Origin of the sequence: Herbaspirillum hiltneri N3, assembly GCF_001267925.1 — a bacterium.
GTDB classification, from domain to species: Bacteria; Pseudomonadota; Gammaproteobacteria; order Burkholderiales; family Burkholderiaceae_D; genus Herbaspirillum; species Herbaspirillum hiltneri.
The window spans coordinates 1,372,902-1,395,809 of record NZ_CP011409.1; the positions used below are offsets into that span (position 1 = coordinate 1,372,902).

The 22,908-nt window shown below is 61.1% G+C and carries 21 protein-coding genes; 2 read left to right on the forward strand and 19 right to left on the reverse strand.

The window, feature by feature from the left end:
* Positions 1-50: 50 nt before the first annotated feature.
* The 3 genes from F506_RS06160 to F506_RS06170 form a co-directional block, all read right to left on the reverse strand.
* Entirely contained in the window at positions 51-869 is an 819-nt protein-coding gene (locus F506_RS06160) for a phytanoyl-CoA dioxygenase family protein (RefSeq protein WP_053195814.1), read from the reverse strand.
* Between the two features lie 428 nt (positions 870-1,297).
* Positions 1,298-1,990: a GntR family transcriptional regulator gene (locus F506_RS06165; protein ID WP_053195815.1), complete on the reverse strand. Its 693-nt coding sequence runs from the start codon at positions 1,988-1,990 to the stop codon at positions 1,298-1,300.
* A 196-nt stretch (positions 1,991-2,186) separates the two neighbouring features.
* On the reverse strand, positions 2,187-3,389 hold the full coding sequence (locus tag F506_RS06170; protein ID WP_053195816.1) for an ammonium transporter: 1,203 nt from the start codon (positions 3,387-3,389) through the stop codon (positions 2,187-2,189).
* Between the two features lie 372 nt (positions 3,390-3,761).
* Here F506_RS06170 and F506_RS06175 point away from each other — a divergent pair, with 372 nt between their 5' ends.
* The gene (locus F506_RS06175) at positions 3,762-5,429 is read left to right on the forward strand and encodes an alkaline phosphatase D family protein (RefSeq protein WP_235471397.1); all 1,668 of its coding nucleotides are present in this window, start codon (positions 3,762-3,764) and stop codon (positions 5,427-5,429) included.
* 10 nt (positions 5,430-5,439) lie between these two features.
* Here F506_RS06175 and F506_RS06180 read toward each other — a convergent pair whose 3' ends face one another.
* The 16 genes from F506_RS06180 to F506_RS06255 all read right to left on the reverse strand — a co-directional run bounded on the left by F506_RS06180 (position 5,440) and on the right by F506_RS06255 (position 21,584).
* Complete coding sequence (locus tag F506_RS06180) at positions 5,440-6,240, reverse strand: IclR family transcriptional regulator (RefSeq protein WP_053201320.1); 801 nt, start codon at positions 6,238-6,240, stop codon at positions 5,440-5,442.
* 139 nt (positions 6,241-6,379) lie between these two features.
* The gene (locus F506_RS06185; protein WP_053195817.1) at positions 6,380-7,105 is read right to left on the reverse strand and encodes an SDR family NAD(P)-dependent oxidoreductase; all 726 of its coding nucleotides are present in this window, start codon (positions 7,103-7,105) and stop codon (positions 6,380-6,382) included.
* Between the two features lie 27 nt (positions 7,106-7,132).
* Entirely contained in the window at positions 7,133-8,422 is a 1,290-nt protein-coding gene (locus F506_RS06190; protein ID WP_053195818.1) for an MFS transporter, read from the reverse strand.
* Positions 8,423-8,566: 144 nt separating this feature from the next.
* Positions 8,567-9,301, reverse strand: coding sequence for an SDR family NAD(P)-dependent oxidoreductase (locus F506_RS06195; RefSeq protein WP_053195819.1), 735 nt, complete (start codon positions 9,299-9,301; stop codon positions 8,567-8,569).
* A gap of 22 nt (positions 9,302-9,323) precedes the next feature.
* A complete protein-coding gene (locus F506_RS06200; RefSeq protein ID WP_053195820.1) occupies positions 9,324-9,851 on the reverse strand; it encodes a 2,4'-dihydroxyacetophenone dioxygenase family protein in 528 nt (175 codons plus the stop codon).
* 349 nt (positions 9,852-10,200) lie between these two features.
* Positions 10,201-11,103 (reverse strand): LysR family transcriptional regulator, encoded by a 903-nt coding sequence (locus tag F506_RS06205; protein WP_053195821.1) that lies wholly within the window; start codon positions 11,101-11,103, stop codon positions 10,201-10,203.
* A 20-nt stretch (positions 11,104-11,123) separates the two neighbouring features.
* The gene (locus F506_RS06210; RefSeq protein WP_053195822.1) at positions 11,124-11,960 is read right to left on the reverse strand and encodes a dioxygenase family protein; all 837 of its coding nucleotides are present in this window, start codon (positions 11,958-11,960) and stop codon (positions 11,124-11,126) included.
* Positions 11,961-12,053: 93 nt separating this feature from the next.
* Positions 12,054-12,476: a DoxX family protein gene (locus F506_RS06215; protein WP_053195823.1), complete on the reverse strand. Its 423-nt coding sequence runs from the start codon at positions 12,474-12,476 to the stop codon at positions 12,054-12,056.
* Positions 12,477-12,609: 133 nt separating this feature from the next.
* Positions 12,610-13,851 carry a THUMP domain-containing class I SAM-dependent RNA methyltransferase gene (locus F506_RS06220; protein ID WP_053195824.1) on the reverse strand — a complete coding sequence of 414 codons (1,242 nt, stop codon included), beginning with the start codon at positions 13,849-13,851 and terminating at the stop codon, positions 12,610-12,612.
* Positions 13,852-14,047: 196 nt separating this feature from the next.
* A complete protein-coding gene (locus F506_RS06225) occupies positions 14,048-14,653 on the reverse strand; it encodes a 2-hydroxychromene-2-carboxylate isomerase (protein WP_053195825.1) in 606 nt (201 codons plus the stop codon).
* 33 nt (positions 14,654-14,686) lie between these two features.
* Entirely contained in the window at positions 14,687-15,109 is a 423-nt protein-coding gene (locus tag F506_RS06230; RefSeq protein WP_053195826.1) for a CopD family protein, read from the reverse strand.
* Between the two features lie 115 nt (positions 15,110-15,224).
* On the reverse strand, positions 15,225-16,496 hold the full coding sequence (locus F506_RS06235; protein ID WP_053195827.1) for a glutamate-5-semialdehyde dehydrogenase: 1,272 nt from the start codon (positions 16,494-16,496) through the stop codon (positions 15,225-15,227).
* Between the two features lie 31 nt (positions 16,497-16,527).
* On the reverse strand, positions 16,528-17,547 hold the full coding sequence (gene holA, locus F506_RS06240; protein ID WP_053195828.1) for a DNA polymerase III subunit delta: 1,020 nt from the start codon (positions 17,545-17,547) through the stop codon (positions 16,528-16,530).
* A 3-nt stretch (positions 17,548-17,550) separates the two neighbouring features.
* Positions 17,551-18,090 carry an LPS-assembly lipoprotein LptE gene (locus F506_RS06245; RefSeq protein WP_053195829.1) on the reverse strand — a complete coding sequence of 180 codons (540 nt, stop codon included), beginning with the start codon at positions 18,088-18,090 and terminating at the stop codon, positions 17,551-17,553.
* Positions 18,091-18,139: 49 nt separating this feature from the next.
* Entirely contained in the window at positions 18,140-20,785 is a 2,646-nt protein-coding gene (leuS, locus tag F506_RS06250) for a leucine--tRNA ligase (protein WP_053201322.1), read from the reverse strand.
* Positions 20,786-20,948: 163 nt separating this feature from the next.
* The gene (locus tag F506_RS06255; RefSeq protein WP_083457643.1) at positions 20,949-21,584 is read right to left on the reverse strand and encodes a DUF1120 domain-containing protein; all 636 of its coding nucleotides are present in this window, start codon (positions 21,582-21,584) and stop codon (positions 20,949-20,951) included.
* Positions 21,585-21,848: 264 nt separating this feature from the next.
* Between F506_RS06255 and F506_RS06260 the strand changes: the two genes are divergently transcribed.
* Positions 21,849-22,859 (forward strand): LacI family DNA-binding transcriptional regulator, encoded by a 1,011-nt coding sequence (locus F506_RS06260; RefSeq protein WP_053195831.1) that lies wholly within the window; start codon positions 21,849-21,851, stop codon positions 22,857-22,859.
* Positions 22,860-22,908: the final 49 nt, after the last annotated feature.

Consider the following 22,908-nt stretch of genomic DNA (forward strand, 5'->3'; position numbering starts at 1 on the left):
AGATCCTACTCAGCGGCTGTTGGCGCTTATCCGTTTGATGTGATGACGGCTCACGCAGCCAAAGCTGATTGCGGCGCCGACTTGGCAGCATGCTCCGCATATTTTCGGAGAACGTCGGCGCTCGTTGAGCGCACCGGGGTGAAGTCCTGATGCGCGATGAAGTCGGGGCGGGTCGGTTTGACGATGGCGTTGCTGACCGCCGAAAGCGTCAGATAGACGATGCGACGCGGATAGGGCGTGATATTGCCGGCAGAGCCGTGGACAATATTCGCGTGGAACATCAACACGCCCCCGGCTTTGCCGGTTGGCGTGACGATGCCGTTGCGCTCGACCATGTCGGTAACGGTTTTGTTGTCGAGCGTCCACAGGGGATACGACGTTGTCTGGGTATCGTGAGAAGACTCCAACGCGCCGGACTTATGGCTACGCGGGACAACCATGAGGGGACCGTTGATCGGCATGACCTCATCTAAAAACACGGCGATATTCATTGCGCGAGCCTCTGGCATGCCGTCGTCCTTGTGCCAGGTCGGGAAGTCCTGGTGCCATTGCCAGACCTCGCCTGTGAACGCAGCTTTGGCATTGATCTTGAACTGATGAATATAAACATCCTCTCCGAACAATTGAAAGACCGGCTCCACCAGGCGTTCATCAGACGCCAGTAATTTGCACCCCTCGTTGTATTGATGGCAGGCAAATGCGGTGCGAGGCGTACCGTCCCTTTCACGCCAGATATCTGGACGTTGCGTTGCCAATACGGCGGACGAAGCGTCGCGCAAGGCCTTGATTTCAGCCTCCGAAAAACACTCGGGAAGAAATACGTAGCCGAGTTCATCAAAACGGGCGAGTTGTTCAGCGTTGAGTTTCATGTTGTCTCCTGGTTAATGGTTTTATATTCGGTTTTACACTATCGCTAATGTTGAATTTGGAATTCGGAATTCCAAATTAAAATAAATGATAGACCCGTATTTTTTTCCGGTCAACGGAAAATTCATCGAGCCTGGTTTGAGAATAATGAGAAGGCCGAAACGAACAGTCGGTACTGTGGGCAGCGGCGAGACCCTGTCAATACAGAGGCACGCAGAACAATGGAGGGGGGGCTGGCTTGCGTCGATGCGCGGGAGATAAGGGGTATCTCTCGGCTCTCTACTGAGGAATTTGTGGGGGTGTTAGGACGTCAATCGCCAAGAGCGAAGAGAATGTGAGGAAGACCGGACAGGCTGAAGGCAGGCAAGTAGCCTATCGCAGGCAAGTCTTGCCACGGGAACAGGAGAAGTGTCGCGTGAAAGCGTGAAGCTCAGGTAACTGAGCCGATGCCTTCATTCAGACGCCTGTTCAAATCCCTTCCTGCCCGCTCTATATGACGGGTTGCGGAATGAAAAGCGTCGTCGACGTTGCCATTCAGAATATGTTCTGCGATGGCCTGGTGTTCTTGCCATGCGCGGACCGGCACTCCGGGGTCATTAAGCACAGCCATCATGGATCGCATCAGATGCGGCCATTGCCCTGCCATCATTTGTTCAATGGCAGGATTGCCACTCAGTCTGTAGATCGCCATATGAAAACGGAAATCGGCTTTCACCAGCACCGAAAGCGGGGCATTGAGTTTCATCGCGCTGATGCCGAGCTGGACTGCTTCATTAAGCCCGCTGATGTCATCTGCGCTCGCCAGTCCTTCCTTCATGCGCTGCGCCGCCATCGCCGAAGCACTTGCTTCCAGAGACACACGAGCCCGGTAGAGGTGAACAATGTAGTCAGGGTTGACCGGTGAAACTTCCACCCCCTGCTTCCCGGCGTCGCGCACCAGTCCTTGATGCCGCAAAAGCTGCAGGGCGTGACTGATGGGCTGACGCGATACTCCAAGCCTGTCAGCCAGCACCGACTGTCGCACCCGCTCCCCCGGCTTCAGATCTCCGCTGGTGATTGCTTCGAGCAAACGATCATAGACCTTCTCAATGTAAAGAGGGCTCGGCGTTATTGAATTCTGCATTCCAATTTCCATTGGCGAATGTTATCTGAGATCGTAGTGGATATCAATATGCCGCTTCAGAACCTCGTATGAGGGGGTCTTATGTCGAGCGATCATGAGACGGATTCAACTTGGTTTTGCTAGAAAATTGCCCTGGCTCGCTGGCGTTATCCAAGCCATCGCATCGACACACTTTATTTTTTCATTGTCCTTATCATCACCAACTGGTATCCCGCTCCGCCGTCGATGAAATCTTGTGGATCGACAGATCGGCGCCTTCGAATTCCTGCTCCGGATCGAGGCGGATGCCGATGGCTCTTTTGAGCAGGCCGTAGACGATCCAGCCGCCGATGACGGCGATGGCGATGCCGAGCAGCGAGCCGCACAGCTGCGCCATGAAGGACACGCCGCCGAGGCCGCCCAGCGCTTTCATGCCGAAGATGCCCGCCGCCAGTCCGCCCCATGCGCCGCACAGGCCGTGCAGCGGCCACACGCCGAGCACGTCGTCGATCTTCCATTTGTTTTGCGTACGGGTGAACATCCACACGAAGATCGCGCCGGCGATGCCGCCGGTGACCAGTGCTCCCAGCGGATGCATCAGGTCGGAGCCGGCGCATACCGCCACCAGTCCCGCCAGCGGACCGTTGTAGACGAAGCCCGGATCGTTCTTGCCCATCACCAGCGCCACCAGCGTGCCGCCGGCCATCGCCATGAGCGAGTTGAGCGCGACCAGGCCGTTCATCTTGTCGAGGGTTTGCGCGCTCATCACGTTGAAGCCGAACCAGCCCACCGTCAGGATCCATGCGCCCAGCGCGAGAAAGGGAATGTTCGACGGCGGATGCGCGGCGATGGCGCCTTCGCGCGTGTAGCGGCCCCGGCGTGCTCCCAGCAACAGCACGGCGGGCAATGCGATCCAGCCGCCGACCGCATGCACGACAATGGAACCGGCGAAGTCGTGGAACTCGGCGCCGAATGCGTCCTTGAGCCATGCCTGCACGCCGAAGTGCTGGTTCCAGGCGATGCCTTCAAAGAACGGATACACGAGGCCGACCAGCACCGCCGTGGCGATCAGTTGCGGCTGGAATTTGGAGCGTTCGGCGATGCCACCGGAAATGATCGCCGGAATGGCGGCGGCGAAGGTCAGCAGGAAAAAGAATTTCACCAGCTCAAAACCGCTGCGCGCCGACAGGACTTCGGCGCCGCTGAAAAAGCTGACGCCGTAGGCGACGTAATAGCCGACGAAAAAGTAGGCAATGGTCGACACCGCAAAATCGGCGAGGATCTTGACCAAGGCATTGACCTGGTTCTTGCGCCGCACGGTGCCCAGTTCAAGGAAGGCAAAACCGGCGTGCATGGCCAGAATCATGATTGCGCCGAGCAAAATGAAGAGCGCGTCGGCACCATTTTTGTGATCGTCCACGGAAAAATCTCCCAATAATTGTGCAATAAAGTTTGAAAAGCACCTTATTAAGCAAAATTCATTCCATTTCGGTGCAAATTTTTAAGCGTTTGAATTTGAAGGTGTTTTTTTTGAGGCGTTTGAAATTATTGGGAAACTGCACGCAAATCGTGCAATTGATGCGTCCGCTTGGTGCGTCACTGAAGACGAGTAGTGTGAGCAAATTTTGGCATCTCGTTTGTGGGAGCGCCGGAAAGTGAAAGTAGTTTGAGGTTTTTCTGGGGCAACTTCGAAATGCGAAGGCAAGTCTGCTCCCGGCGGCATCTGTTCATGGAACGGTCACATTGCATTGCTACATTGCAATTTTTCATGCTGCCAGCCAAGGAGTCCGCCATGTCCGACGATCAATCCTCTTCTCAGTCTTCCCATTCTTCCCAGCCGTTACCTTCATCCGCCGCCGGCAATGACGGCAAGGCGCGCCGCGACTTCCTGCGCGATGCCGCGCTCGGGACCGGCGTGCTGCTGGCCGGCGGTACGCTTGCGCCCGCGTTCGCCGGGCAAGCGCCCGCCGTTGTGACCTCGGAACGCATGCGCCCGCAGGTCGACAGCGGCGCCATGAGCGGCGATATCACGCGCGATACGGCGATGCTGTGGAGTCGCACCGATCGCGCGGCGCGCATGGTGGTGGAATATTCGGTCAATGAGAATTTCAAGGATGCGTTCACCGTCGTCGGTCCGGCAGCGCTGGCGCGCAACGACTACACCGCGCGCATGGACCTGCGCGGCTTGCCGGTATCGCAGCGTCTGTACTATCGCCTCCGCTTCCAGGACTTGCAGCACGAGTCGGCGTGGAGTGCGCCGGTGACCGGCAGCCTGATCATTCCCGGCGGCGGCGAGCGCGACATCAGCTTTGCGTTCTCCGGCGACGAGGCGGGGCAGGGATGGGGCATCAACGAAGCCTGGGGCGGCTATCGCGTGTATGAAACGATGCGCCGCTTCAAGCCGGATTTCTTCATCCATTCGGGCGACCAGATTTATGCCGATGGTCCGATCCAGGCCGAGGTGACGCTCGATGACGGCAGCCTCTGGCGCAACCTGGTGACGCCGGCCAAATCCAAAGTGGCGCAGACGCTCGACGATTACCGTGGCAACTTCGCCTACAACCTGATGGACGCCAACAAGAAGCGCTTCATGGCGGAGGTGCCGTTCCTGGTGCAATGGGATGACCATGAAGTGCGCAACAACTGGTATCCCGGCCAGGTGATCGGCGCTGCGGAAAAGCGCTATCAGGAGCGCGAGCTGAACGTGCTCAAGCAACGTGCGCGGCAGGCGATGTTCGAATACAACCCGTTTCGCATCGACGTCGCCGATCCTGAGCGTATTTATCGCTCGTTCAACTACGGCCCGCTGCTGGAAGTGTTCATGCTCGACGAGCGCAGCTACCGCGGCGCCAATTCGCCGAACCGCCAGCCGGCGCCGGGGCCGGACGCGGCTTTCCTGGGCGCGGCGCAGATGCGCTGGATCAAGCAGGCGCTGTTGCGCTCGCGCTCGACCTGGAAAGTGATCGCCAGCGACATGCCGATTTCCATCGTCGTGCCCGACCTGAATGCGGACGTGCCGCAAGGCACCTTCGAGGCGTGGGCCAACGCCGACAACGGCAAGCCCTCCGGTCGCGAACTGGAGGTGGCGGAATTGCTGCGCTTCATCAAGCGCCACAACATCAAGAACGTGGTGTGGGTGACGGCTGACGTGCACTACGCATCGGCCACCTACTACATGCCGGAGAAGGCGCAGTTCACCGACTTCAAGCCGTTCTGGGAATTTGTCGGCGGACCGCTGCACGCCGGCACTTTCGGTCCCGGCGAGATTGATCGGACGTTCGGTCCGGACGTGCGCTATGTCAGCATTCCCGCCGACATGAAGCAGAACCGCTCGCCGGCTGACTTGTATCAGTTTTTCGGTATCGGCAAGATCGACGCGAAGACCAAGGTCATGAGCGTGTCGCTGCACAATGTCGAGGGAAGCAAGTTGTATGGCGTGGAGATCGCGCCGGAAGTTTGAGCGAGGCAGCTCAGCGGCCCGGGCCGGACAGCTTCTGCGTGATCAGCTTGCAGGTCGACAGCAGCGGATCGATCAGGGCCTGCTGCAACCGGGCAGGCTTGCGGAACAGCGGAATGCTGATGCTGATGCAGGCGACCGGCGTGCCTTCGGCGCCGAAGATGGGCGCGCCGACGCAGAAGATCTGCGCTTCGTTCTCTTCGCGGTCTTCGGTGTAGCCGCGCTGTTGCGCCACGGCGAGTTCGGCGCGCAGGACGTCGAGATCGGTGATGGTGTGCTCGGTGAACTTCTGCATCCGGACCGAGCGCAGCAGGCGGTTGCGGGTGGTCTCGTCGAGTGCCGCCAGATAGGCTTTGCCGACCGAACTGGAATACAACGTCACGCGCGTGCCGACGCGCGAGGTCATGCGCACGGCTTGCGGGCTTTCCAGCTTCTCGATATAGACCATGCCGTTGTCGCTCGGTACGGCCAGGTGGACGGTCTCGCGGGTGGTGTCGCGCAGCTGTTGCAGGGCGTCGATGGCGGCGGTGCGCACATCCGAGCGCGCCCACGATTTGCTGGCGAGATTGATCAGGCGCGGGCCCAGTTCGAAATGGCGCGTGCGCGGATTTTCCACCACCATGCCTTCGGCTGTCAGCGCCGCCAGGATGCGATAGACGGTCGGACGCGGATAGCCGCTCAGCGCGCTGAGCTGGGCAATCGTCAGCGGCGCATCCTGATCGGCGATCAGTTGCAGCACGGCCATGAACTTGGAGAACGCGGCGGTGCCGGCGATCTTCGGATTGTCTTCGGCGGCGGTGTCGGAGGTCGGCATGAGCGGCATGGGCGTCGGATGCAAAGCGGGAAAAATCAGCGGAAGGGCAGAACAGCAGAGGGGCATTATAGCCGAGGGGTTTCCCGGCACCGCCGATACGGCGGTGGCGATGCCGGGAAGGGAATGCGCTGCAGCAGGATCAGGACACCAGATAGCCGCCGTCGACCGGCACTACGGCGCCGGTCATGAAGGAGGCAGCCGGCGTGCACAGGAAGGCCGCAACATTGCCGATGTCTTCCGGCGTGCCCCAGCGATTGAGCGGCGTGCGTTGCAGGATGGGGCCGGACCGCGCCGGATCTTCCTGCAGCGCCTGGGTCAGCGGCGTCGCGATCCAGCCCGGCGCCACCGCGTTGACGCGGATGCCATCCGCAGCGTAAGCGATCGCCAGCGACTTGGTCAGTTGCGCCACGCCGCCCTTGCTGGAACTGTAGGCCGGCACCAGGCCGCCGCCGAAGAAGCTCAGCATCGACGCCAGGTTGACGATGCAGCCCTTGCTCTCCTTCAGCAGCGCACGCGCAGCCGAACAGATACGCATGGTGCCGGTCAGGTTGACGGCGATGACCTGCTCGAAGACCTCGACCTCATGCTCGGCGCCGCGCTTGATGATCCCGGCGCAGTTGATCACGATGTCGAGCTTCCCGATGCCGGAGAACAGATTCCTGACGCTGTCTTCCGACGCCACGTTGAGTTCGGCCAGCGTGACGCCGGTGCCGCTGAACTCTTCCGTGGCGAACGGCGGCAAGCCTGCCGCGATGACCTTGGCGCCCATGGCGGCGAGTTGGCGCGCCACCGCGCCGCCGATGCCCTGGGTGCCGCCGGTGACCAGCGCGGTTTTACCCTGGAACAGGTTGGGTGTGAATGTCATGTGCTTTCCTTCCGTACGAGAATGAATTTACGCTGCTGCCCGGTCGCCTTCGATCGGCTTGTTCACCACGAACATGTACACCAGCGCGGCGGCGAATGCGACCGCGGCGCTGATCAGCAGGGCGTTGACGAAGGAGTGGGTCTTGTCGACCACGATGCCGGTGATGAGCGGAGCCAGCGATCCGCCGAGGTAGCCGCCGAAGTTCTGCAGGCTGCCCAGCGAAGCCACCAGGCGGCGTGGAATCGCCACGCTGACCAGCGCCCATGCGCCGCCGCTTGCCATGTTCACGAACGCCATCGCCAGCGAGATGTAGACGATCGCCATCGTGGTGCTTGGCGTGTAGGCGGCAGGAATGGTGAACGCACCTGCACCGATCAGGCCGGCACAGATCGGCCACTTGCGGCTGCGGATCGGGGCCATGCCGCGTTTCATCAGGCCGTCGGCGATATAGCCCGACGACAGCATGCCCAGCGTACCGAAGATGTACGGAATCACCACCACCCAGCCGGTGCGCGCGATGCTCAGATGACGCTCGTGCTCAAGGTAGGCGGGCAACCATGTCAGATACAGCCACACCATGTAGATCACGCCCATGAAGCCGAACAGCATGCCCCAGGTAGTGCGATATTTGAACAGGCCTTTCCACTCATGCCAGGTCAGCTTGGCGTTGGCGTTCGGATCGTTGTCGGTGCCGTCGGCCAGGTAGAGGATTTCGGACGGCGTCAGTTCGACTTCATTGCGGTTGCGGTAGAAAATGTACCAACCCACTGCCACGGCGATACCGGCGATACCCATGATGACGAACATCATGCGCCAGCCGAACGACAGCATCAGCACGGTCAGGATCGGCGGCGCGAGGGCCGGACCGATGGTCGACGAGGCGACGAAGATGCCGGTCGGGCCGCCGCGTTCGCGCACGGCGAACCATTCCGAAACCACTTTGGCGCCGGCCGGGAACTGCGGCGCTTCGCCGAGGCCGAGGAACACGCGCGCCACCAGGAACTGATGCAGCGTGCCGACGAAGCCGCCGGCCAGCTGGGCCACCGACCAGACCATCATGCCAGCGCCGAGCATCACGCGCGCACCGAATTTATCGAGCATCGCGCCGATCGGCAATTGCGAGAACGCGTAGGCGAGCGAGAAGGCCGACAGCAGCAAGCCCATTTCGGATGCGCTCAATCCCAGCTCCTGGCTGACGGAATGGTTGGCGATGGACAGCGTGCTGCGATCAAGATAATTGACGATCCCAGCCAGCATCAGGAACGTCAATGCGACGATCTGAATACGTTTGAGTTTGGGGCTCTTTTGGACTTCCATGTTGTCTCCGATGTGAAAGTAAGGCGCTGCAGGCAGGAAGCTTCTGAGCCGTGTCACCTGCCGGCGCCGTCTGTGCGGCGCTTTTTGCAGCGCTGTGAAACGTCCGGCGGCTTGTGGCCGGCGGACGACTGTTGCTGATGCGATTTAATACGTGGCGCGTCCCCCGGACAAATCAAAGACCGCGCCGGTGTTGAACGTGCATGAACCGGAGCACAGCCAGGCCACCATCTCGGCGACTTCTTCCACGTAGCCGAGGCGACCCATCGGGCTCTTGGCGATCATGGTGGCGACGTGAGCCGGGCTCATCTGTTCCAGCAGCGTGGTCTTGACCGCCGCCGGCGCCAGTGCGTTGACCAGAATGCCGGCGTTGGCCAGCTCCTTGCCGAGCGACTTGGTCAACGCCAGCACGCCGGCTTTCGATGCGCTGTAGGCGGAGGCGTTGGGCGTGCCTTCCTTGCCGGCCAGCGAGGCGATGTTGACGATGCGGCCTTGCCCGGCGGCGCGCATCGCCGGGACCACTGAACGGCAAGTGTGGAACACGCCCATCAGATTGACGTCCACGATGCGGCGCCATTCGGCGGCGTCGTACTCATCCAGCGGCACGGTCGATCCGGCAAAGCCGGCGTTGTTGATCAGGAAATCGATGTGGCCGCGCGAGGCCAGCAGGCGTTGCGTGGCGGCGTCCACCGAGGCGGCGTCGGTGACGTCGACGGTGTCTTGTCCATACGGCGAATCGGCGGCGGGCTTTAGATCCCAGCACACCACTTCGGCGCCGGCCTGCGCCAGGCGCGCGCTGATGGCGGCGCCGATGCCGCCGGAGCCGCCGGTGACGACCGCGACGGCGCCCTGGAAGTTGTAATCGGCTTGTGTGTAGCTCATGGGGTGCTTGTCTTCTGCTGTTTCAACGCACGAACTGCTGCACGAAGTCGGCGCCCAGGCCGACCTTCTCGTAGTGCGCCTTGCACATCTCGAGCTTGGTGAAGACGTCTTCGTAGCCTTCGAACTTGCCGAACGGATCGCAGTAGTACATCACGCCGGTGATGTGGAAGTAGGTGATCATTTCTTCCACGTCTTCCGGCACGTACAGGGTGTGGGTTTCGCCGGGAGGTTCGAACACGTAGCTGCCTTGCTCGGCGATCCAGTTGTGTTCCAGATAGCGCCAGCGTCCCTTGAGCACCATGCCGTGCACCGGCGCCGGATGGCGATGGCGGCTCAGCACGCCGGACTTGCGCACGCGCAGCAGATTGGTCCAATAGCCTTGCGACACGTTCAGGCACAGCGGACGGAACCAGACGTTCTCGGCTTGCGGCACCCAGACTCTTTCGTCATCGGGAATAGCCGGGTTGACCACGATTTCCAGCGGCGCTTCTTTCGGGTTCGGGTATTGATAGGGCATCATTTTCGATGCTTCCGGCGTGGTGGCTTGCATGCCTTTTCTCCTCAGGTTTCAGTAACGGTCTGCATGGCGACTACGGTCTTTTTGTTATTTTTGAATGTCCAATATATGGACATGTAGTCTGTATTGTGGTCACTTTGAGGCAATCCGAAAAGTATGTCAAGTCATCCGCCCGCGCCGGCACCGGTCCGTATGCGAGTCAGGGGCCGTCGCACGGCCTTGCACGCTGAGAGGTGAATTGGTCAGACCATTCAGCGCAACGAGCGCGGATTGTGCGCCTTAAGCGATGCGATGAAAAGGGAGATGAAAAAAAATCCACGAGTGCGCGGATTTTTTCATGTCGTCAGCCTGCAGTCAGCAGGCGTGGTCCTGTGCGGGAAGATCAGTAATCGTCCCACTTCACTTCTTCAAAAGCGTGCACCAGGAAGTCGATGGTGGCGCGCACCTTGGCCGGCAGATGCGTGCGGCTCGGATAGACCGCATAGATGCCCAGTTCGACAGCGGTGTAGTCGGGCATCACCCGCACCAGTTTGCCGCTGCGGATGTGCTCGTTGAGCATGAAGGTCGGCTGGCGCGTGATGCCGATTCCGGCCAGCGCGGCGGCCACGCAGGTGTCGCCGTTGTTGGCGTGCATGCGCACGTTGGTCTTGACGCTGACGGGGCCGTCCGGACCTTCGAAATGCCACTCGTCCTTGTCGGCCGAATAACTGTAGCCGAGCACCGTGTGGTCCTTGAGGTCTTCGGGATGTTGCGGCGTGCCGTGGCGTTCCAGGTAGTCGGGCGCGGCGCACACCACAATGCGAGTCGAGGCCAGTTTGCGATAGATCAGCGAGGAACTCGGCAGGCGTGCGATGCGAATCGCCATGTCATAGCCCTCTTCGACGATGTCGACGATGCGGTCCGACAGCGTGATGTCGAGTTTGATGCCGGGATAGCGCCGCAGCAGGCAGGGCCAGACCTTGACCAGGTGCAGCACGCCGAAGGTCTGCGGCACATTGATGCGCAGCAGGCCGGTCGGATCGGTGTTGCCGGCGGTGAGCATCTGGTCGGCGTCTTCCAGCGCGGAGACGATCTGTTTGCAGCGATCCAGATACAGCACGCCGGCTTCGGTGAGTGAAAGCCGGCGCGTGGTGCGTTGCATCAGCCGCGCGCCGAGACGCGCTTCGAGCTCGAGGATGGTGCGCGATACCGCCGCCTTGGATACATTCAGCGCGTCGGCCGCCTTGACGAAGCTGCCTAGCTCGGCCACGGCGATGAAGCTTTCGATTTCGCGCAGTTTGTTCAAGCGATGTCTTTCCGGACAGGTTATGCCGCAGCAGGCAAATCGGCGAGGATGGACGACTGCGAACCGAAGGCGAAGGCGTCCATGCGCAGACTATGATACGTCGAACCGCTGTCCAGATGCACCGATTGCGTCCAGTCGTCGGCTGCGCCCATGGCGAAGAACAGCGTCAGCAGATGTTCGTCGGTCGGATGCAAGCGTACCGAATGCGGCGCCGATTCGCGATAGCCCAGCAGCGCTTCCAGATTGCCGCTTTGCATCTGCGCCAGGAACCACTGCAGGAATTCCACGGTATGCGGGGCGCTGTCGGAGCCAATCGCTGCATCCGCATCGTTGCGGCGCAGTTCGCGCAAATTGTGCGTGAAGCTGCCCGAGCCGACCAGCAGGATACCTTCCTTCGCCAGCGGCGCCAGCAACTGGCCGATGCGGTAGTGATAGGCCGGCGGCTGATGCGCTTGCAGCGACAATTGCACCACCGGTATGTCGGCGCCGGGATACAAATAGCGCAGCGGAACCCAGGCGCCGTGATCGAGGCCCCAGCCGTCATCGGTCTGGGCGGGCAGGCCGGCGTCGCGCAGCAAGCCGGCGACGCGTTCGGCCAGTTCCGGCGAACCGGCGGCAGGATAGTCCAGTTCGTACAACTCTCGCGGAAAACCGCCGAAGTCGTGGATCACACGTTGCTTTGCCAGGTTGCCGACGCGCGGCGCCTGGGTTTCCCAGTGCGGGGAAACGACCAGGATGGCCTTGGGCGTGGGCAGGCGCGCGCCGATGCTGCGCAACAGCGGCCCGGTCCGGCCGGGTTCGACCGCCAGCATGGGGGAGCCGTGGGAGACGAAAAGCGATGGCAGTGCGGTAGACATGGCAGTACTCCGTAAGAGGGGGGAAACCCCGGCGGCGGCGGCCGCGCAAAGGTTTCAGCCGAAGCGCGTCGATCGATGCGCTTCAATCAATCATTATGCAGCGACGTTCAGACTCTTGCGCTTGACGGCGAATGCGCCATTGCCGAGCAGGTAGACCGCGACCAGCACGACAATCCACATGGCGAGGTATTCCCAGCCGCCCTTCGGGTTGCTGAAGAAGAAACCGTTCTTGGCATGCACGGTAAAGATGGCGCCGGCCAGATCGATCGCAAGGGGGATGGCCAGCAGATCGCCGTAGAAGCCGATCACCAGCGCGATGCCGCCGACGACTTCCAGCAGGATGATCAGATACGCGAGGAAACCGGGCAGGCCCAGCGATTCAAAGAACGCCGCAGTGCCGGGCAGCGTGAAGACGAAAATCTTCATCGCGGCATGCGCCAGAAAGAACAGGCCGGCAGTGACGCGCAGCAGGAAAGCGGCGTAGTCGGCTTTGGTATTGAGGGTGGTAGTAGTCATGGTGGCTCCCGAATGAATGAGGCCACGATTGGCCTCGATGGGAGCAACTGTAAGGAAAAGCGAGTCGCGGATAAATACGGTGCAGCGGGATGAATTGTTTCGGTATCGTTGACAATCATCCCGCCGTGCTTGCTTATGCCCCTTCCGGCTTGGGTTTGGCTGCCTCGCGGCGATTGAAGCCTTCCACCATGTCGAAGCGGAACAAACGGCATTCCAGGGCGCCGTTGAAGAATGGCGTCTTGCGAGCTTCCTTCAGGCGCAACAATTTCGGCAGGCCGAGGTCGGCCGAGAACAGGAATACGCTCCAGCCGGCGAAACGCTGTTTGAGCGTGGTGCCGAAGGCGCTGAAGAAGGCGACGAACAGCTCGTCGGTCGGCACGGCGGCATCGCCGCGCACGCTCAGACGCTCGCCGTACGGGGGGTTGGTCAGCATGATGCCGGTGGTCGGATTGCCGTTGGCATCGACCGGCGGTTTGACTTCCTGGGCTTCGATCTGCTTGAGCGGCACGTCAAACAGAATGCCTGCCTTGCGCAGATTGCTGCGCGTGATGTTGACCATGTCGCCGGAAATGTCGCTGCCGAAAATCGTCGGCACGGTCGGCAAGGGATTCGGCTTGAAGTCGCCCTTGATCGCCAGCCAGGCTTCGGCATCGAAGTTGTCGAATTTTTCAAACGCAAAACGGCGGCGCGCGCCCGGCGGGATGCCGGCCAGCATTTGCGCCGCTTCGGCCAGGATGGTGCCGGAGCCGCACATCGGGTCGAACAGCACCATGCCTGGCTTCCAGCCGCTGGTGCGCAGCAGGCCGGCAGCGAGGTTCTCGCGCAGCGGCGCCTCGCCGGTGTCATCGCGCCAGCCGCGCTTGAACAGCGCTTCGCCGGAGGTATCGAGATAGATCGTGAAATTATGCGCGTCCAGGAAGCCCGAGATGCGCATGTCCGGTGTCTTGGTGTTGACCGAGGGACGCTCGTCGAAACGTTCGCGGAAACGATCGCAGATGGCATCCTTGATTTTCAGCGTGGCGAACTCCAGGCTGCGCAGCGGCGACTTCACAGCGGTGACGTCGACACGGATGGTGTGCGACACCTCGAACCAGTTTTCCCACTCCTGTTCGAGCGTGAGGTCGTAGATGTCGTTTTCATTCTTGTAGGAACCGTGCGCCAGGCGCAGCAGAACGCGGCTGGCGATGCGCGAACGCAGGTTCAGCTGATAGGCGCCGATCATGCTGCCGGAGCAATGCACGCCGCCGGGAACCTGGTTATGCACTTTCAGGTTGGCGTCGGGGCCGGCCAGTTGGGCGATTTCGTTGAGTTCTTCCGCGAGGGCGATTTCGAGGCCGCGCGGGCAGGGGCAGAAATAGGAATAGTTGGTGCTCATAAGGGGTACCTTTTGTCCGTTGGGGTGGGATGCCTGGGCCGCTATACAACCTGATGTCGTGTAGCGGATGCTTCTTCCGGCGGCGTTGACGGCATCTTCCGATCGACGCCGCCGGATTCCCGCTTGCGCGGGAATGACGAATCTGAATCTGATTTACTGCTGCTGCTGTTGCTGCTGTTGCTGCTGTTGCTACAAATTACTTTTCGGCAAACGCGCGCTCGACGAAATCGAGGCGGTCCTGGCCCCAGTAGCCTTCGCCGTCCACGATAAACCACGGCGCGCCGAAGACGTTGGCCGTGGTGGCCTCCTCGCTGAAACGGTCGAACTCCGCTTGCACGCTGGCGGTTTCCGCCGACTTCAGCAGGCTCGCGCCATCATGGCCGAGGCCGTTGGCAAGCGCCAGCAGCGTGTCGGTGTCGGCGATGTTCTTTTCGTCTTCCCAGATCGCGCGCATGACGGCGCCGGTCAGGTCGAGCGCGGCGCTGGTGCCGTGCGCCAGTTGCGTGGCGATGATCAGGCGTGCGGCGAGGTCGCTTTGCACCGGGAAATAGGTCGGTTGCAGGTTCATCGGCAGGCCGAGGAATTTGCTCCAGCGTTCCAGTTCCTTGAGGCGATACGCCTGGCGCTGCGGCGCGCGCTTGGCCAGCGGCAGGCCGCCGGACTGGCCGAAGATCTTGCTCAGGTCGAACGGCTTGAGTACGACCTGGACGTCGTACTGTTTGGCCAGAGCGACAAAACGCGCATGCCCCAGATAGGCGAAGGGCGAGTGCGGCGCGAAGAAGTATTCACATACTTTGCCCATGAAGGACTCCGTAAAAGGAAAAAGCGGGATGGATCAGAATGGTTTCACAACGACCAGAATCACAATGGCCAGTAACAATAATACCGGGACTTCGTTGAACCAGCGGAACCACTTGTGACTGCGCTTGTTGTTGCCGTTTTCGAACTTCCTGAGCAGGGAACCGCAGGCATGGTGATAGCCGATCACCAGCACCACCAGCGCCAGCTTGGCATGCATCCAGCCGTTGCCGGGACCTTTGCCGATGCCGTAGATCAGGTACAGCCACAAGCCCAGCACGATCGCCGGAATTGCCAGGATCGTGGTGAAACGGTACAGGCGACGCGCCATGCCGAGCAGGCGTTCCCTGGTGACGGTCTCGGTTTCCTGCGCCAGGTTGACGAAGATGCGCGGCAGGTAGAACAGGCCGGCGAACCACGAGGCGATGAACACGATGTGCAGGGCTTTGATCCAGAGCATGTGGTTTCCTTTTTTGGCGATTGGCTGAGAACCTGCTTACGATCTTACTGCGACACCAGCTGATGGTCTCTCCCTACAGATCGTAAGCAGGTTCTGCGAGGTAAAACGGTAACGCTTACTGGCGCACTTGCCCCTGTCCCAGCACCACGTATTTGAGTGAAGTCAGTCCCTCCAGCCCGACCGGGCCGCGCGCATGTAGCTTGTCGTTGGAGATGCCGATCTCGGCGCCGAGGCCGTATTCGAAGCCGTCGGCAAAACGCGTCGAGGCATTGACCATGACCGAGGCCGAGTCGACTTCGCGCAGGAAACGCATGGCGCGCGTGTAGTCTTCGGTAACGATGGCGTCGGTGTGCTGCGACGAGTAGGTGTTGATGTGGTCGATCGCTTCATCCATGCCGGCGACGATCTTCACGGCCAGGATGGGCGCCAGGTATTCAGTGCTCCAGTCTTCTTCGACGGCTTCTTTCAGAAGCGGATAACCGGCCAGGATCGCACGGCTTTCAGCGTCGCCGCGCAGCTCGACGTCCTTGGCGCGGTACAGTTCCGCCAGCTTCGGCAACACGTCGGCGGCGATGGCGCGCGCCACCAGCAGCGTTTCCATGGTGTTGCAGGTGCCGTAGCGGTGGCACTTTGCGTTGAAGGCGACGTCCAGCGCTTTTGCCTGGTCGGCCTTGTCGTCGATGTAGACGTGGCAGATGCCATCCAGATGCTTGATCATCGGCACCTTGGATTCCTTGATGAGGCGTTCGATCAGTCCCTTGCCGCCGCGCGGCACGATGACGTCGACATACTCGGTCATGGTGATCAGCGCACCGACAGCGGCGCGGTCGGTGGTTTCGACCACTTGCACTGCGTCTTCGGGCAGGCCGGCGCCGGCCAGGCCTTCCTTGACCAGTTTCGCCAAGGCCTGGTTGCAATGGATCGCTTCGGAGCCGCCGCGCAGGATCGTCGCATTGCCGCTCTTGATGCACAGGCCGGCGGCATCCACGGTCACGTTCGGACGTGCTTCGTAGATGATGCCGATCACGCCCAGCGGCACGCGCATCTGGCCGACCTGGATGCCGGTCGGACGATACTTCATGTTGGAAATTTCACCGATCGGATCGGGCAGCGCGACGATCTGTTCCAGGCCTTCGGCCATGGTGGCGATGGCCTTGTCGGATAGCGTCAGGCGGTCCAGCATGGCGTCTGACAAACCGTTGGCGCGCGCCGCGGCCAGGTCTTGCTGATTGGCGGCGCGCAGCGTGTCAGCGTCGCGGCGGATGGCGGCGGCGATGAGGGACAGCGCGCGGTTCTTCGCCGCGGTGTCGGCACGAGCCATGGCGCGCGATGCTTTGCGGGCGCGCTGGCCGATGTCGTTCATGTAGTGTTCGATGTTGAGCGTCATGGTTTTTTTAGCGTGAGTTTCAGCGCGGGTATTAGTAGCCGCGCGCGAGCTTGAGGCCGAGCTGCGACAGCGCGTCCCAGGCGTCGCCGGAAAATGCCTTGGCGCGCAAGCCCTTGACCATCTTGTCGATCTGCGCAGCTTCTTGCAGCGCGGTTTGCAGCGTCGCCAGGCTGATGCGGCGCAGCGCCGGCTCCATCAGTTTTTCGCGCGGGCCCCAGATGCGGTATTCCTTGAGCAGCATGCCGAGTTGCTTGCCTTGCGTGACGCCCGATTTGAGCTTGAGCAGCGTGCGCACTTCTTCGGCCACGGCCCACAGCACCAGCGGCAGCGCTTCGCCTTCGCCCTTCAAGCCATCCATCATGCGCATGAGCCGTGCGGCGTCGCCCGACAGCATCGCTTCGTTGAGCTTGAAGACGTCGTAGCGCGCCACGTTCAGCACGGCGTCGTGCACTTGTTCGAATGTCAGCTTGCCGGTCGGGTAAAGCAGGCCGAGTTTTTGAATTTCCTGATGCGCCGCCAGCAGGTTGCCTTCGACGCGGTCGGCGATGAAATCCATGCACTGGCGATCGGCGCTCTGCTGCTGCGCGGCAAGCCGGTTGCCGATCCAGCCCGGCAGATGTGCGCGCTCGACCAGCGGAATGTCGATGTAGACGCCGGCTTGCTGCAAGGTGCCGACCCAAGCCGCCTTTGCTGTGGCCCAGTCGAGCTTGGGCAGGCTGATGATGGTCAGGTTGTCGGGGTTCAGGTTGGCGGCGTATTCCTGCAGCGCCTGGCCGCCGTCCTTGCCGGGTTTGCCGGTGGGGATGCGCAGTTCGATCAGTTTCTTGTCGCCGAACAGCGATTGCGACTGGTTGGCGGCAAGCAGTTCGCCCCATTTGAAGCTGCGTTCGACCACCAGCACGTCGCGTTCGGTGTAGCCGTTGGCGCGCGCGGTCTTGCGGATCTTGTCGGCTGCTTCGAGCGCCAGCAGATGTTCGTCGCTGGCGATGACGTACAGCGACGACAGCGATTTCGTCAGGTGGGTGTCGAGCGCGTCCAGCCGCAGTTGCATCGATTATTCCTCGACGGGGTCGGCAGTGCCGGCTGTGGCGGTCTTGCTCGCGGACAGGCGGCGCAGGATCTGCTGCACCAAGTCGCTTTGCATGTCGCGATACAGCAGCACTTCTTCAGCCTGCTTCGCCAGTTCCTGGTTTTCGTCGTAGGTAATGTCACGCTTGAGCGTGATATTTGTCGGCGGAATCAGGACGGCGCCCTTGTTGTCCCTGACCAGGAAACTGAAGCGCTGGTACAGCGAGTATTCGCGTACGCGGCCGTTGGTGTTCAGGGTCAGGATCTTCTTTTCACGCGTGTCGGCGATGACTTGCAGCACCGCTTCCGCCTCGTCCTTGTCGGACACCACTTCAACGCCGCTGGCGCGGATGTAGCGCTTCAGTTCCGTGCCCAATTGCGAGTTGTCCGCAAAGCCGAGGAAAATCGTCTTGAACGGCAGATTTGCCGGCCCGCGCATGTGAAAGCCGCAGGCGCTGAGCGTGACCGCAGCCAGCAGCATCAGGAACCATTGCAGTACTTTGCGTTGATGAAGTTGAAATGGCATGTGTGAGTCCGTGGTCAGGTTCGTAGGCAAAAGAATCGGCGTAAAAACGTCAGGCAACGATGTTGATCAGCTTGCCGGGGACGACGATGATTTTCTTCGGTGCGCCGGTCAGGAATTTCTGCACGCTTTCATTTCCCAGTGCGGCCGCTTCGATGCTGGCCTTGTCGGCATCCTTGGCGACGGTGATGCTGCCGCGCAGTTTGCCGTTGACCTGAATCATCATCTCGATCTCGCTTTGCTCCAGCGCGGCGGCGTCGACTTGCGGCCAGTCGGCGTCGAGGATGTCGCCATGCTGCGCGGCGAAGCCCAGTTCCTGCCACAGCGCATGGGTGATGTGCGGCGTGATCGGGTTGAGGATGCGCAGGAAGATCGAGGTGCATTCGGCCAGCACGGCGTTGGCGGACGGGCTGTCTTCCAGCTTGGCGGCTTCAAGCGTGTTGAGCATCTTCATGCAGGCCGACACCACGGTGTTGTACTGGATGCGCTTGAGATCGTGATCGGCTTGCTGCAGCACCTTGTACACTTCGCGGCGCAGCGTCTTCAGCGTGTCGTTCAGTTGCGCCGTATCGACGGCGCCGGCGCCTTCAATGCGCGCAGCGTGGTTGTACGCGAATGCCCACACGCGGCGCAGGAAGCGATTGGCGCCTTCGACGCCGGTGCCCGACCATTCCAGCGTCTGTTCCGGTGGCGAAGCGAACATGGTGAACAGGCGTGCGGTATCGGCGCCGTACTGGTCGATCTGCGCTTGCGGATCGATGCCGTTGTTCTTCGACTTCGACATCTTCTCGGTGCCGCCGATGGCGACCGGCTGGCCGTCTGCCTTCAGGATGGCGGAAACCGGACGGCCCTTGTCGTCATGCGTCAGTTCGACTTCGTCGGGGTTGATCCAGGTCTTCTTGCCGGCGGCGTCTTCACGATAGTAGGTCTCGTTGAGCACCATGCCTTGCGTGAGCAGGTTGGTGAACGGTTCGTCGAACTTGACCAGGCCGAAGTCGCGCATGACCTTGGTCCAGAAGCGTGCATACAGCAAGTGCAGCACGGCGTGTTCGATGCCGCCGATGTATTGGTCCATCGGCATCCAGTAGTCGTTGCGGCTGTCGACCATCGCATCGTCGCTCTGCGGCGAGGTGTAGCGCATGAAGTACCACGACGAATCGACGAAGGTATCCATCGTGTCGGTCTCGCGGCGCGCCGGTTTGCCGCAGCTCGGGCAATCGACGTGCAGGAATTTTTCATGCTTGTTGAGCGGGTTGCCGCTGCCGTCCGGCACGCAGTCTTCCGGCAGCACGACCGGCAGGTCCTTTTCCGGAACCGGCACGTCGCCGCAGTCGGCGCAGTGGATGATCGGGATCGGGGTGCCCCAGTAACGCTGGCGCGAAATGCCCCAGTCGCGCAGGCGGAAGGTGACTTTCTTTTCGCCCAGGCCCTTGGCGGCCAGGTCGGCAGCGATGGCATCGACTGCGGCTTGATAACCGAGGCCGTCGTATTTGCCGGAATCGGTGGTCTTGCCGCTTTCCTTGTCGGCGTACCATTCTTCCCAAGCGTCGGTGGAGTAGGTCTTGCCTTCGACGGCAACAACCTGCCTGATCGGCAGATTGTATTTCTTGGCGAAGGCGAAGTCGCGCTCGTCATGCGCCGGTACGCCCATCACGGCGCCGTCGCCGTAGGTGATCAGCACATAATTGCCGACCCACACTTCGACTTGTGCGCCGGTCAGCGGATGGGTGACGAACAGGCCGGTCGGCATGCCTTTCTTTTCCATCGTGGCCATGTCGGCCTCAATGACGCTGCCCTTCTTGCATTCGGCGATGAAGTCTTGCAGCGCAGGATTGTTCTTCGCGGCGAAGGTCGCCAGCGCGTGTTCCGGGGCCACGGCGCAGAAAGTCACGCCCATGACGGTGTCGGCACGTGTGGTGAAGACCCACAGCTTGCCGTCGCTGATCAGCTGACCATCTTCCTTGATGTCATGCGGGAAGGCGAAACGCACGCCGGTGGACTTGCCGATCCAGTTGGCCTGCATCAGGCGCACGCGCTCAGGCCAGCCCGGCAGCTTGGTTTCGACGTGTTCCAGCAGCTCCTCGGCGTAGTCGGTGATCTTGGCGTAGTACATCGGGATTTCACGCTTCTCGATGACCGCCCCCGAGCGCCAGCCTTTGCCGTCGATGACTTGCTCGTTGGCCAGCACGGTCTGGTCGATCGGATCCCAGTTCACGGTGCCGGTCTTCTTGTAGATGATGCCCTTCTCGAGCATCTTCAGGAACATCCACTGGTTCCACTTGTAATATTCGGGCGAGCAGGCCGTCATTTCGCGCGACCAGTCGATCGCCAGGCCCATCGACGCCATCTGCTTCTTCATGTACTCGATGTTCGAGTAAGTCCATTGCGCCGGCGGCACGCCGTTGGCCATCGCCGCGTTTTCCGCCGGCATGCCGAACGCGTCCCAGCCCATCGGCATCAGCACGTTGTAGCCGCTCATGCGCAGGTAGCGATACATCACGTCGTTGATCGTGTAATTGCGAACGTGGCCCATGTGCAGCTTGCCCGATGGGTAGGGCAGCATGGAGCAGGCATAGAACTTCTTCTTGTCGCGCCCCTGCTTGTCTTTGGCGTGTTCGACGGTCTTGTACGCGTCGGTCGCGATCCAGTGCTGTTGTGCGGATTGTTCTACTTCTGCTGGGCTGTATTTATCTTGCATGTCGGGATGAGGCAAAGGAAAGATCGAAACCCGGCATTATACCGGCTCGCCAGAGGGGAGACCTAGTTCTGTCTCGATGTCAATCCGGCCATGAATTGCATCGTGGAAACAAAAAAGCCGCTGCATGCAGCAGCGGCTTTGGGAGATCCGGCGAGTGGGCGCTTCAGAGATAGAGCATTTCGATGCTGATCGAGCCGTCCAGCTGAATGTCGTCGGCCAGCAACTGATAGGCCACTCGGCTCAGTTTGGCGCTGATATCGAGACCGGCGACCAGTTCGCTGAAGGCCACCGGCGTGCTGCCCGCTCCAAATGATACCTGGCTGCCGTCCTGGCGCAAGTTGCGCAGGGTGCTGCTGCTCCAGGCGGCGCTGCCGTTCGGACGACCCAGGATGCCGACCGACTGGCCGTCCGCCACCGCAGTGCCGAAGCGCACGACATAGCCGCCGATGCTTTTGCCGCGATACAGGCCCAGGCCGAAGTGGTCGCCGGCATCGATGCCCGGAATGTCCTTTTCACGCGTGGCTTCGCGGTTGTCGATCGCCTTGACGGCAATCTTAGTGGGGCCGTCGCAGGAAATCCGCATATCAATGCGCTGCGAAGGCAGATCCTTGAAGCGCTCCTTGAGCTGCGGGTCCGATTTGATGGTGCCGAAATCGATCACGCTGTTGCCGGGAAAGCTGGCCAGGCAAGCGGAAGGACGGATGGTGCCTTTGACGACCAGTTCTGCAGTATCGGCAGCGTGGGCGTTGGTGCTCAGCAACAGGGGCGTGAAGGCGAAAAGCAGGAAAAGGGGTCTCATGAAGCCTCTCTGGATAAGCAGTCTGCGGGCGGGATGGTGCGCAGACGGCCTGACTATTCTGAAACAGAATTCCTCTAATTTATATAAGAAAATTCTCAAAAATCTAATGTTAATAAATAGCAGTATTTCTATTTATGCATAGAAATTACGCTGCATGTCACGCGAAATTGATTGGATGGTCATGGCCCGGTAACAAAGCGCTGGCACGATGTAATCGTTTTCATGCGAACCCATCGACTTCAGCCTCACTCATCGCCCATCATCGTGCCGCCTTCCATCAAACAAGTCGCCCTGCAAGCCGGCGTGTCCACCGCGACGGTGTCGCGCCTGCTCAACAGTCCTGCATCGGTCAGCGCCGAGACCGCGGGCAAGATCAATGAGGCCATCGCCGCGCTCGGCTTCCGCCCCAATTTCAACGGCCGCAACCTGCGAGCGGGACGTTCGCGCACCGTCGGGGTGGTGGTGCCGACGCTGTCGAACACGGTGTTCGCGCAATGCCTGCAGGGGATCGAACTGGCGGCGCGTACGCTCGATTACTCGGTGATGTTCACGGCCACCGAATACCGCCAGGAAGACGAAGCGGCGGCAGTCAACCTGCTGCTCAGCCATCGCGTCGACGGCGTCATCCTGACCGTCGCCGACGCCAGCGCCAGCGGCACGCTGGACGTGCTCGACCGGGAAGGCATTCCCTACGTGCTGACGTACAACCAGCCGCAGCAAGCCTCGCGCCTGTCGGTGTCGGTCGACAATCGCGCCGCCGCACATGATGCCGTGGCGCACCTGACTGCGCTCGGCCATACCCGCATCCAGATGCTCACCGGTCAATTCAATGCGTCCGACCGCGCCATCCAGCGCTACCACGGCTATCTCGACGCCATGCGCGCGCACGGTCTGGCGCCGATGGCGCCGATCGAAGTGCCGCGCCATACCGGCCTGACCAGCGCGCATCTCCAGGCATTTTCCGATCCGCAGCAACGCCCGAGCGCCTTGTTCTGCTCCAACGACCTGCTCGCCCTGGCCGCGATGCGCGATCTGCGCGAGCTGGGTTTGCGCGTGCCGGAAGACATCTCCGTCATGGGCTTCGACGGCATCCCGCTGGGCGAGATGATGTCGCCGGTGCTGGCCAGCGCCGTGCAGCCGTCCGAACAGATCGGCGAAGTCGCCCTGCGCACGCTGGTGGCCGCCATCGGGCAGACCGAGGGTGGCGCCGGCCCGGTCTCGCAAACACTTGCGCACACGATCCGCCACGGCGGCACTGTGCGGGTTTTCTCCTGACCTTTTTCAGTTTTTTAATCGTTCACATCAACAGCAACAGAAAGGAAAC